This window comes from Pantoea sp. Fr-CA_6, assembly GCF_024520895.1.
Classification (GTDB): Bacteria; Pseudomonadota; Gammaproteobacteria; order Enterobacterales; family Enterobacteriaceae; genus Pantoea; species Pantoea agglomerans.
This window is the reverse complement of record NZ_JALNPO010000011.1, coordinates 44,205-55,995: the sequence shown is the minus strand read 5'-3', so window position 1 is coordinate 55,995 and position 11,791 is coordinate 44,205. Positions and strand designations below refer to the sequence as shown.

Genomic DNA, 11,791 nt, shown 5'->3' with positions numbered 1-11,791 from the left:
AGATAACTGGCAGGAATAGAAGCCGGCGTGTTTATGGGGTACAGCGGAGGTGAGCTCAGGAGGATAACAACACCAGGCCGGAAATCAGCCTGATGCAACTGAAACCGAATTCGTCCTGCTGATTACTACTGATAAAACCCTGGTCGGTAAATCTCTTTTTCATTCTCGCAAGTTACACGTCAGAAGCTACAAGACAGAAACTGCTATTCAGAAGAGGTCGTCATGACCTCTTCTGCATATGCTTAATTTTTCAGATTTTCCGGAAAATTCGCTGGCAGCTGGTCTGGCGGGCAGTCGATCACGCTTTCGTTATTTTCACCCACATCGCGGATTACGGTCAGCGTCGCGAACTCATCAATCACTTCGGTTGGATAAGCCGGACCCGCTTCGCGGAATTTTGCCATCTCTTCCAGATGATCATTCTGGAAGCAGACGGTTTTCTCCGGATTATTCATTACCCAGCGCGGGAAGAAGATGGTGCCGTGGAAAATTTTATCAGCCAGATTAACGGCCAGGCTGACATCGGTTCCGGTTGGTTCAGTCCAGGAAACTTTATAGACATCCTGCGCCAGACGAACGACATAGACATGCTGATTTTTAACCCAGCGATTACCGACCATACCGCTGTGAATGCGATAGTCGATGGTGCTGGCATTTTTAATGTAGAGCTCGTAATTCCAGCCGTTGTCATAGGTGTAAACCAGATGTTTGCCGACGATGCCAGACAGGTCATGTTTATCGAAAGTGCTCATGGTTAATTCCTCATTTGTTTTCCTTGAGGAGATTATTGCGCGTTACAAAACCGATGAATAACGCTATTTTTAGCACTTAATAATTTAATTTTTAGATGAGTGAGCATGTACAAGACAACACTCGAACAGTGGTATCTGCTCGACGCAGTAGTGAATGAGGGGAGTTTTGCGCTGGCAGCGGAGAAGAACAATCGCAGCCAGTCCTCACTGAGTTATCAGCTGAGCCTGTTACAGCAGCGGCTGGGTTTGACCCTGCTTCAGCAGGAGGGCCGCCGCGCTGTCCTGAGTGCAGAGGGACATCAGTTGCTGGCACAGGTGCGTCCGCTGCTGGAGGGATTCGGCGCGCTTGAGGCGCAGGCCAGTGCACTGCAACGCGGCGAGCGTTCGCGCATCGATCTGATGGTCGATGCGACTCTGCCCAAACCCTTGCTATTCGATGTGCTTCAGACCTTTCAGCAACGCTATCCGCATGTCCGCATCTGGTTTAGCGAAATCGTCCGAAGCGAAACGCCTGACAGACTGGCGGAAAATCAGGCTGATCTCTGGCTGGTGGCACAATATGGCGACACGCCGTTAGCAGGCGAAAGCCTGATGAGTGTCGATTTCGTCGCCGTCGCCCATCGCGACCACCCGCTGCACCGCGAATCCGCCCCGCTTAGTGCTGCTACGCTGGCACGCTGGCCCTGCATTACCATTCTGGATCGTCAGCAACAGCAGCAGTCGGAGGTCAATGGCGATCAGGCGGAGAACTGGTCATTCACGACGCTGTCGGCAGCCATTGAAGCGGTCCAGCATCAGTTAGGTTATGGCTGGCTGCCGGAACAGAATATCGCCGCGCTGTTAGAAAGCGGTGAGCTCCGTCCCCTGCCGCTGCTGCAGGGCCGCCGACGCAGTAGTTCGCTGGTGATGTATATCAATGAAGAGAGACTACCCGGCAACAGCGCCATTACTGCCCTGGCGCAGATGTTTATTGAACGAGTGGCTGCATGGGAGATGCGTGGTTAGATGAAGGTTAGCTTGCTGCCTAATCTTCTGAGAATTTGACTGTCAGAGAGCCACCGTCCAGCATCCCATATTGTGTTTACCGGGTGTACTGGAAACAGTGAAAGGGATAAGCCAGACCTTAGCCGGCCCCTGAATTTTAGCATCCAGGAAGGTTATGCCCTGCTGATCTGCAGCCCTCTTCGCTTCCTCCCAGGAACGTCACCTATCCTGATGTTTAAGCCAGGAGCCCCGGTAATTTTGTCATAACAGTCGAATTGCTTTGTGATGAGTTTCGGGGATGGCAGAAAAGCACGCTCGTAATTATAGTCAGTTAACCCGGGAGACTGTGTCAGCGCACTGACTGATGAGCAGCGCCTGCGTTTCATTAAATTTGTTAAGCCCTGTAGTGCAGGGCTTTACGTTGCCGAGCCGTTTTCTGACATCAAAATCAGTGACGAATCTGTGAAAGATCATCTTCTGAGAGACCGGTCATTTTCATGACGGTGTTACGGTCAATGCCGTTCTGCAGCATAGTGCGGGCAACTTCGACTTTGCCTTCATTTCGGCCTTTCTCGATTCCACGCTGTTCACCAAGCTGAATACCTTTCTCGATGCCCTTCTGCTCCAGCTGCTGTGCGATGGTCATAAGTGCGTCTCCGTGTTGCGGCACTCGCTGTGCCAGTTCGCGCACGAAGGCTTCGGAGTCAGCCGACTCGCCTGCCTGCAGTAAATAGTGTATCAGCGCTGTTACCTGGGGTGAAGAAAGATAATCAGCCATCAGTAACGTGGCCAGCCGATCGGTGAGAGTCGCGATGTCACGCTGATGTATGTGCTTCTGTAACAGCGTCAACGCCGCCATGCTGCGGTGCCCCATGATTTCCTCATCCGGGATCACCGTGACATCCACCAGTGGAAAGGTACTGCCATAGAGGTTTTCCGCCAGCGAAGGGTCTTCAAATTCGTCGAGCCAGCGTGTTGAATACGGATAAGGGCTGCGTTTGCCGGTATAGAACAGTACCGGTATAACCAGCGGCAGCTGCTCATGGCCCGCTTCAAGGTGGCGGTGCATAGCCGCCACAGCGTATCGCATCAGCCTGAATGCCATATGCCTGTCCGGCGTAGACTGATGCTCAACCAGGACGTGTATGTACCCATCCCCGTTACTGGTCTTCAGGCTGTAGAGGATATCGCTGAAATACTGGCGAAGATCGTCTTCAACGAACGAACCGGATTCAAGTTTCAGGGTGCTGAGGTCGCATATAGCGCGCAGTTCGGCGGGCAGATGCAGTTCCATGAAGTCGCGGGCAATGTCCGGCTGTGAGAGAAACTGCCGGAAAGTGGCATCGTGAGGTGTGGGAGTGCTGTTCTTTTTTTTCATCGGGCCTGACTCTGATATTCACATTCGTAGGGGATTACAGGCCAGATGTCTGGCCACCTCCATCATCAATGCGGTTTATCCCCGCTTGAGCGGGGAACACTCTTAATGTATGTGGCTGTAAAATATGATGATTTTACCCTCACAAAAAAATCACCACTAAATTCACGTATTTAAAGATCAGTAACTCACTGATTTGTAAGAGTCAGGAAGAGAATCAGCTGCAGTCCATCCAGATTCACCGGAATATGCATTCTTACGCCGGTTTTATCAATCTGGATAAAAGCATCATCAAAGACATCAACCTGACCATACGTGAGAAAGATCATGGCAACGGCTTAAGGGGTAAAAACTCATAAACGGTGCCTTTTGATTCCTCTGCCACCAATAAATTTAGCTATCACGCGGACTTACTTTTGAGGCCTGTTAATCGGAGCAGTAATACGCTCAAGCGCTACCTGAGCCAGAAAGCCCGAGCGACTTTTGTATTCGGGGTGTGAAGCCACACAACGATCAATCCGATCAATTAACGACCTGGGTAAAGTGACATTGATTTTTTCAGAGCCGCCCAGCAAGCGAATGACATCTACATCAACCAATGCCCAGATATAACCCTGATAGTCAGGATTCGTGGCCAGAGTCTCAATGGTGGACACGGCAGGGATCTCATGACCGAGTTCTACACATAATTCGATATGCCCTGTGATAGCCTCTTTGGCGTTTTTAATGGCTTCATCAAGAGTATCCCCGGCAGAGAAACACCCTGGTAAATCGGGAACGATTACGCCGTATGCGTGTTCGTGATCACCCGCTTCAATCGCGATTGGATAAAACATATTCATACCTCTACGGGCAAGCGGGATTAAATTCTCGCTTGTTTCCTGATGCTCTTTACCGTACCGATCGGTAAGTCTTTTTTAGGATGGGGTACTGTAACCAGCCCCGGTTTTGTCGGATGTGTGAAATGGTGATGGCTACCGTTTATCCCTGTCAGAACCCAGCCATCAGCCTTCATTTCGGAAATTAACGTGCTGCTATCCATCCCTGTGTCCTGTCGCGTCCCGATGAAAGCACGATAACTCTAATAACTCTCACAGGCAACGTTTTCAGGGTTGTTGGGGTTACCTTTAGTCTTAACCCAAATCGATTCTTGCCATACAGCACCAGAATCCAGGCGAAAAAAAAGCCCCCATAACGGGAGCTTTCTTCTTTAGTAGCAGAAACTTATTTCTTCTTCGCTTTCGCGTTAGGCAGATCGGTGATGCTGCCTTCGAAGATTTCTGCCGCCAGACCGACTGACTCATGCAGGGTCGGGTGAGCGTGGATGGTCAGCGCAATATCTTCCGCATCACAACCCATCTCAATCGCCAGACCGATTTCGCCTAACAGCTCGCCGCCGTTAGTACCGACAATCGCGCCACCAATAATCCGGTGCGTCTCTTTGTCGAAAATCAGTTTGGTCATACCGTCTGCACAATCAGAAGCGATAGCACGGCCTGAGGCTGCCCACGGGAAGGTGGAGGTCTCGTAGCTGATGCCCTTCTCTTTCGCTTCTTTCTCGGTCAGACCGACCCAGGCAACTTCTGGCTCAGTATAGGCAATTGAAGGGATCACTTTCGGATCGAAGTAGTGCTTCAGACCGGAGATCACTTCTGCCGCCACGTGGCCTTCGTGCACGCCTTTATGCGCCAGCATTGGCTGACCGACGATGTCGCCGATAGCATAGATGTGTGGCACGTTGGTGCGCATCTGCTTGTCGACGCGAATGAAGCCGCGATCGTCCACTTCCACGCCCGCTTTACCAGCATCCAGACCTTTACCGTTCGGCACACGGCCGATCGCCACCAGCACTGCGTCGTAACGCTGCGCTTCGCCTGGTGCTTTTTTACCTTCCATTGAAACGTAAATGCCATCGTCTTTTGCTTCAACGGCGGTCACTTTGGTTTCCAGCATCAGGTTAAATTTCTTGCTGATTTTCTTGGTAAAGACTTTCACCACGTCTTTATCCGCAGCCGGGATAACCTGGTCGAACATCTCAACCACATCAATCTCTGAACCCAGCGCATGATAAACCGTCGCCATTTCCAGACCGATGATGCCGCCGCCCATGACCAGCAAGCGCTTCGGCACTTCTTTCAGTTCCAGCGCATCGGTAGAGTCCCAGACACGTGGATCTTCATGTGGAATGAATGGCAGTTCGATTGGACGTGAACCCGCAGCGATAATGGCATTATCGAAGTTGATGGTGGTCGCGCCGCCTTCTCCTTCAACCACCAGGGTGTTAGCACCGGTGAATTTGCCAAGGCCGTTAACCACGGTGACTTTACGACCTTTTGCCATTCCTGACAGGCCGCCAGTCAACTGGTTGATAACCTTCTCTTTCCAGCTGCGAATCTTGTTGATATCAGTAGATGGCTGGCCAAACACAATGCCGTGCTCTTCAAGGGCTTTCGCCTCTTCAATCACTTTAGCAACGTGCAGCAGCGCTTTAGATGGGATACAACCGACGTTCAGACAAACACCGCCCAGGGTGCTGTAACGCTCTACCAGTACGGTTTCCAGACCTAAATCCGCACAACGGAAGGCTGCAGAGTAACCTGCAGGACCTGCCCCAAGTACTACGACCTGGGTTTTAATCTCTGTACTCATCATGACCTCTTAATTGATATCCGGCGGGTCAGACTTTCTTATAATGCCCTTGTTCCACCGGGACTTTCACCGCAAGAGTTTACAGAATTGTTAACAAACTGCCAACCGCGGCGCGACGAATCGTTACAGGAAGGCCGGCTTCCGCCGGCCTTCTTTACATTTACATAACTAAACGACGAATGTCAGACAACATATTGCCGATAATGGTGATGAATCGTGCACCATCAGCACCGTCGATTACGCGGTGGTCGAAGGAGAGAGAAATCGGCATCATCAGACGCGGAGTAAACTCTTTACCGTTCCACACCGGCTCCATCGCCGATTTAGAGACACCCAGGATAGCCACTTCCGGCGCGTTCACGATCGGCGCGAAGTGCGTGGTGCCCAGGCCGCCCAGGCTGGAGATGGTGAAACATCCGCCCTGCATGTCGCCCGCTGTCAGCTTACCGTCACGCGCTTTCTTCGAAATCGCCATCAGTTCACGCGACAGCTCGGTGATGCCTTTCTTGTTCACGTCTTTAAAGACCGGAACTACCAGGCCATTTGGCGTATCAACCGCCACACCGATGTTGATATATTTTTTCAGCGTCAGTTTCTGCGCATCTTCAGACAGCGAGCTGTTGAAGCGTGGCATCTGCTCAAGCGCCGCCGCGACCGCTTTCATGATGAACACCACCGGGGTGTACTTCACATCCAGCTTACGCTTCTCTGCTTCAGCATTCTGCTGCTTACGGAAAGCTTCCAGATCGGTGATATCGGTTTTGTCGAAATGCGTAACGTGCGGGATCATTACCCAGTTACGGCTCAGGTTCGCGCCAGAAATTTTCTGGATACGCCCCAGTTCGACTTCTTCGATTTCGCCAAACTTACTGAAATCAACTTTCGGCCATGGCAGCATGCCAGGCAGACCGCCGCCGCTGGCTGCAGCTGGTGCCGCTTCAGCGCGTTTCACGGCCTCTTTCACGTAAGTCTGCACGTCTTCTTTCAGAATGCGACCTTTACGGCCGGTGCCTTTGACTTTCGCCAGGTTAACACCGAACTCGCGCGCCAGGCGACGGATCACCGGGGTAGCGTGAACGTAAGCGTCGTTCTCTGCGAACTCACCTTTGCTATCCGCTTTAGCTGGAGCGGGTGCCGCGGCTTTAGCTTCAGATTTGGCAGCAGGAGCCGGTGCGGCTTCCTGTTTCGCGGCCGCAGGGGCAGCCGGAGCAGCACCTTCGACTTCGAACACCATGATCAGTGAGCCGGTGCTGACTTTATCGCCGGTCGCCACTTTCAGCTCTTTGACGGTACCTGCAAACGGCGCAGGCACTTCCATAGAGGCTTTGTCGCCTTCAACCACAATCAGTGACTGCTCAGCTTCAACTTTGTCGCCAATTTTGACCAGAATCTCGGTAACTTCAACTTCATCACCGCCGATATCCGGGACGTTAACGTCTTTTGCGCCTGCAGCCGCGGCAGGTGCCGATGCCGCTTCTTCTTTCACTTCTGGCTTCGCGTCAGAGGCCGGTGCTGCGCCTTCTGCTTCAAAGACCATGATGGCTGAACCGGTGCTGACTTTGTCGCCGGTGGAAATAGTGATCTCTTTGACCACGCCCGCGAACGGAGCCGGGACTTCCATCGACGCTTTATCGCCTTCCACAACAATCAGTGACTGCTCGGCTTCGACTTTGTCGCCAACCTTAACCAGGATCTCAGTGACTTCAACTTCGTCACCGCCGATATCCGGCACAGCCACTTCTTTGCTGGCTGTGGCCGCAGCAGCGGCTGGCGCCGCAGCAGCGGCTGGCGCCGCGTCCGCTTTTTTCTCTTCGGCGGCGGCAGGTGCTGCTTCCGCAGCGCCTTCAGCATCAAACACCATGATCAGTGAGCCGGTTTCAACTTTGTCACCGGTAGAGATTTTGATCTCTTTCACTACGCCAGCCTGCGGCGACGGCACTTCCATTGAGGCTTTGTCGCCTTCCACGGTGATCAGCGACTGCTCGGCTTCCACCTTGTCGCCAACTTTCACCAGAATCTCGGTGACTTCAACTTCGTCAGACCCGATATCCGGTACCTTAATTTCGATAGCCATTACTCTATTACCTCTTAAGCCAGACGCGGGTTAACTTTATCGGCATCGATATTGAATCGGGTGATCGCGTCGGCCACCACTTTCTTCTCGATCTCGCCGCGTTTAGCCAGCTCACCCAGCGCGGCAACCACCACATAAGATGCATCAACTTCAAAGTGATGACGCAGGTTCTCACGGCTGTCAGAGCGACCAAAGCCATCGGTACCCAGCACGCGATAATCGCTGGCCGGGACATAGCTACGAACCTGCTCAGCGAACAGTTTCATGTAGTCGGTTGAGGCGACAGCAGGTGCGTCGTTCATCACCTGAGCGATGTAAGGTACGCGCGCTTCTTCTGTCGGATGCAGCATGTTCCAGCGCTCACAATCCTGGCCATCACGTGCCAGTTCAGTGAACGAGGTGACGCTGTAGACATCAGAGCCGATACCGTAATCTTTCGCCAGGATCTGCGCAGCTTCACGCACATGACGCAGGATAGAACCTGAGCCCAGCAGCTGCACTTTGCCTTTGCTGCCGTCTACCGTTTCCAGTTTGTAGATACCCTTACGGATACCCTCTTCTGCACCAGCGGGCATTGCTGGCATATGGTAGTTTTCGTTCAGCGTGGTGATGTAGTAGTAAACGTTCTCCTGCGCTTCGCCATACATACGCACCAGACCGTCATGCATGATGACAGCCACTTCATAGGCGTAAGAAGGATCGTAGGAGATACAGTTCGGGATAGTCAGCGACTGAATGTGGCTGTGACCATCTTCATGCTGCAGACCTTCGCCGTTCAGGGTAGTACGACCTGAGGTGCCGCCGACCAGGAAGCCGCGCGCCTGTTGGTCGCCCGCCAGCCACATCAGATCGCCGATACGCTGGAAGCCGAACATCGAGTAATAGATGTAGAACGGGATCATCGGCAGGTTGTTGGTGCTGTAAGAGGTCGCCGCAGCCAGCCAGGATGAACCTGCGCCCAGCTCGTTGATCCCTTCCTGCAGAATCTGGCCTTTCTCGTCTTCTTTGTAGTAAGCAACCTGCTCGCGGTCCTGCGGGGTGTACTGCTGACCGTTCGGGCTGTAGATACCAATCTGACGGAACAGGCCTTCCATACCAAAGGTGCGCGCTTCATCGGCGAGGATCGGAACCAGGCGATCTTTGATCGACTTGTTCTTCAGCATCACGTTCAGGGCACGTACAAAGGCGATGGTGGTTGAGATCTCTTTGTTCTGCTCATCCAGCAGCGCACTGAACTCTTCGAGTGCTGGCATTTCCAGCTTTTCAGTGAACTTCGGCTGACGTGTTGGCAGGTAGCCGCCTAACTTCTCACGCTGACCGTGCAGATACGTGTGCTCTTCAGAGCCCTTTTCAAAGGTCACGTACGGCAGTGATTCAATTTTGTCATCTGCAACTGGCACGTTGAAGCGATCACGGATATAGCGCACGCCATCCATGTTCATCTTCTTCACCTGGTGGGCAATGTTTTTGCCTTCCGCGGTGTCGCCCATACCATAACCTTTGATGGTATGCGCCAGGATCAGTACTGGCTTGCCTTTGGTGTCCTGCGCTTTTTTCAGTGCCGCGTAGATTTTCTTCGGATCGTGGCCGCCACGGTTCAATGCCCAGATTTCATCATCGGACAGATCTTTAACCAGCGCGGCGGTTTCCGGATATTTACCAAAGAAGTGCTCACGCACATAGGCACCATCACGGGATTTGAAGGTCTGGTAATCGCCGTCGACGGTTTCGTTCATCAGCTGAATCAGCTTGCCGCTGGTATCTTTGCGCAGCAGCTCATCCCAGCGACCGCCCCAGATGACCTTGATCACTTCCCAGCCAGCGCCGGCAAAGATGCCTTCCAGCTCGTTGATGATCTTGCCATTACCGGTCACCGGGCCATCCAGACGCTGCAGATTGCAGTTGATGATGAAGACCAGGTTATCCAGTTTTTCACGGGTCGCGATGGTGATCGCGCCTTTGGATTCTGGCTCATCCATCTCACCGTCACCCAGGAAGGCGTAAACGGTCTGAGCAGAAGTATCTTTCAGTCCACGGTGTTCCAGATACTTCAGGAACTTCGCCTGGTAGATAGCCGACAGCGGACCCAGACCCATTGATACGGTCGGGAACTGCCAGAATTCCGGCATTAATTTCGGGTGCGGATAAGAAGAGAGGCCTTTACCGTCAACTTCCTGACGGAAGTTATTCATCTGGTCTTCGGTCAGGCGGCCTTCAAGGAACGCACGGGCATAGATGCCGGGAGAGATGTGGCCCTGGAAATAGACCAGATCGCCGCCATCCTTCTCACTGCGCGCGCGGAAGAAGTGGTTGAAGCACACTTCATAAATCGTCGCAGAAGACTGGAAGGAGGACATGTGGCCGCCGAGTTCCAGATCTTTCTTCGATGCGCGCAGCACCGACATGATGGCGTTCCAGCGAATTGCGGAACGGATACGACGTTCAAGAGAGGTATTGCCCGGATAATCGGGTTCATCTTCAACGGCAATAGAGTTGATGTAGTTGCTGATTGCAGAAGATCCTGCAGCCACGTTTACGCCGCCTTTGCGGGCTGCACCCAGTACCTGATCAATCAGATACTGTGCACGTTCAACACCTTCTTCACGGATGACCGATTCGATCGCCTGTAGCCAGTCACGAGTTTCAATCGGATCCACGTCATTGTGTAAACGTTCTGACATGGGTGTGTTCCTTATCTGTGTCTAATACGTTGAATAATCGGGAGCCTGTTAAAGCAGATGCAGGCAGGCTCGTCTGATGTCCGTACGATCTTTGTCGCACGTTATTCCTTACGTTGCTGTAAACGACGCAGGGAGCGTTCTCGACGGCTCTGCTCCCGACTTCTGTCCAGCAAGATTTCCTCTATGAACGCCAGGTGACGGTGTGAAGCCTCGCGCGCTTTTTCTGGCTCACGAGCCACAATCGCCTCAAAGATTCTGGCGCGGTGACCGCTCACTTTTGCCAGCATTTCCCGGCGCGAGTAGAGCAATTCGAAATTCTGGCGAACGTTTTGTTCCAGCATAGGGCCCATTGAGCGTAGCAAATGTAAAAGCACAACATTATGGGCCGCTTCTGTGACAGCGATCTGATACTGCATCACTGCGTCCGCTTCGGCGTCTAAATCGCCGCTGTCCTGCGCCTGCTGGATATTCACATGGCAGTCGCGAATGCGCAGCAGGTCTTCCTCTGTGCCGCGCAGCGCCGCGTAATAGGCGGCGATGCCTTCTAAGGCATGGCGCGTTTCCAGCAGATCAAACTGTGATTCCGGATGGTCGGCGAGAAGCTCAACGAGTGGATCGCTTAAGCTTTGCCAGAGATTCTCCTGCACGAACGTTCCGCCACCCTGTCGGCGCAGCAATAATCCTTTGGCTTCTAAGCGCTGGATCGCTTCGCGGAGAGACGGACGTGAGACATCGAATTGTTTGGCGAGTTCGCGCTCAGGCAGCAGCTTCTCTCCCGGACGCAGGGTCCCTTCCATAATCAGCGATTCGAGCTGTTGCTCGATAGCGTCGGAGAGTTTAGGTTGGCGAATCTTACTGTAAGCCATCGTCCCTTCTTATTAAGCCAATCGTCCGGAGTAAATTGGTAATACCAATTGAAAAGAGGTGCCGGTAAAGTAACAAAGTATTCACCTTGTGTCTATATGGTGTCTGCGACATTCACCTGCCCCCAAAGCCTGTGCTGGCGCTAACTTGCGGTTAAAAAAATGAAAAATTCGCGTTACCGCAAATGTTAAATAATTTCACTTTTACCAAACCTTACACCCGCTTAGCGCGTTAGCGCAGCGGCAGACATAAGTGAAAGCTATTCGTCATTAACGGAATTTCATGGCAGAAGTTGCTGTGGGCAGACGTGACCAGGACGGCGTTTTTTCAGTCAACTCTCAGCACGAAAGGCGAAAGCAGGTGCAAAGCGATTCGCTTATCACTATTCTTGTCGCCAGGGTAGCAGATGGCA

The 11,791-nt window shown here is 52.6% G+C and carries 9 protein-coding genes and 1 pseudogene; 1 reads left to right on the top strand and 9 read right to left on the bottom strand.

The genetic code is table 11. From position 1 onward, the window contains the following. Nucleotides 1-242 precede the first annotated feature (242 nt). Complete coding sequence (locus NR201_RS17720) at nucleotides 243-752, bottom strand: phenolic acid decarboxylase (RefSeq protein ID WP_010253965.1); 510 nt, start codon at nucleotides 750-752, stop codon at nucleotides 243-245. Between the two features lie 105 nt (nucleotides 753-857). Here NR201_RS17720 and NR201_RS17715 point away from each other — a divergent pair, with 105 nt between their 5' ends. Then, the gene (locus NR201_RS17715; protein ID WP_122459250.1) at nucleotides 858-1,757 is read left to right on the top strand and encodes a LysR family transcriptional regulator; all 900 of its coding nucleotides are present in this window, start codon (nucleotides 858-860) and stop codon (nucleotides 1,755-1,757) included. A gap of 427 nt (nucleotides 1,758-2,184) precedes the next feature. Here the strand turns inward: NR201_RS17715 and NR201_RS17710 are convergent, their stop codons facing one another. The 8 genes and pseudogenes from NR201_RS17710 to pdhR form a co-directional block, all read right to left on the bottom strand. Next, nucleotides 2,185-3,114, bottom strand: a complete 930-nt coding sequence (locus tag NR201_RS17710) for an Rpn family recombination-promoting nuclease/putative transposase (RefSeq protein ID WP_256850041.1) — start codon at nucleotides 3,112-3,114, stop codon at nucleotides 2,185-2,187. A gap of 236 nt (nucleotides 3,115-3,350) precedes the next feature. Further along, nucleotides 3,351-3,440 (bottom strand): annotated as a pseudogene (locus NR201_RS17705) (CRISPR-associated protein Cas1); the annotation flags it as partial. A gap of 81 nt (nucleotides 3,441-3,521) precedes the next feature. Beyond that, entirely contained in the window at nucleotides 3,522-3,947 is a 426-nt protein-coding gene (locus NR201_RS17700) for a type II toxin-antitoxin system HicB family antitoxin (RefSeq protein WP_010253955.1), read from the bottom strand. A gap of 26 nt (nucleotides 3,948-3,973) precedes the next feature. Beyond that, on the bottom strand, nucleotides 3,974-4,153 hold the full coding sequence (locus NR201_RS17695; RefSeq protein WP_010253953.1) for a type II toxin-antitoxin system HicA family toxin: 180 nt from the start codon (nucleotides 4,151-4,153) through the stop codon (nucleotides 3,974-3,976). Nucleotides 4,154-4,335: 182 nt separating this feature from the next. After that, entirely contained in the window at nucleotides 4,336-5,760 is a 1,425-nt protein-coding gene (gene lpdA, locus NR201_RS17690; RefSeq protein ID WP_010253950.1) for a dihydrolipoyl dehydrogenase, read from the bottom strand. Between the two features lie 160 nt (nucleotides 5,761-5,920). Then, nucleotides 5,921-7,834, bottom strand: coding sequence for a pyruvate dehydrogenase complex dihydrolipoyllysine-residue acetyltransferase (gene aceF, locus NR201_RS17685; protein ID WP_256850040.1), 1,914 nt, complete (start codon nucleotides 7,832-7,834; stop codon nucleotides 5,921-5,923). Between the two features lie 14 nt (nucleotides 7,835-7,848). Beyond that, nucleotides 7,849-10,515, bottom strand: coding sequence for a pyruvate dehydrogenase (acetyl-transferring), homodimeric type (gene aceE, locus NR201_RS17680; protein WP_010253944.1), 2,667 nt, complete (start codon nucleotides 10,513-10,515; stop codon nucleotides 7,849-7,851). Between the two features lie 101 nt (nucleotides 10,516-10,616). Next, nucleotides 10,617-11,381, bottom strand: coding sequence for a pyruvate dehydrogenase complex transcriptional repressor PdhR (gene pdhR / locus NR201_RS17675; RefSeq protein WP_010253942.1), 765 nt, complete (start codon nucleotides 11,379-11,381; stop codon nucleotides 10,617-10,619). Between the last annotated feature and the right edge of the window lie 410 nt (nucleotides 11,382-11,791).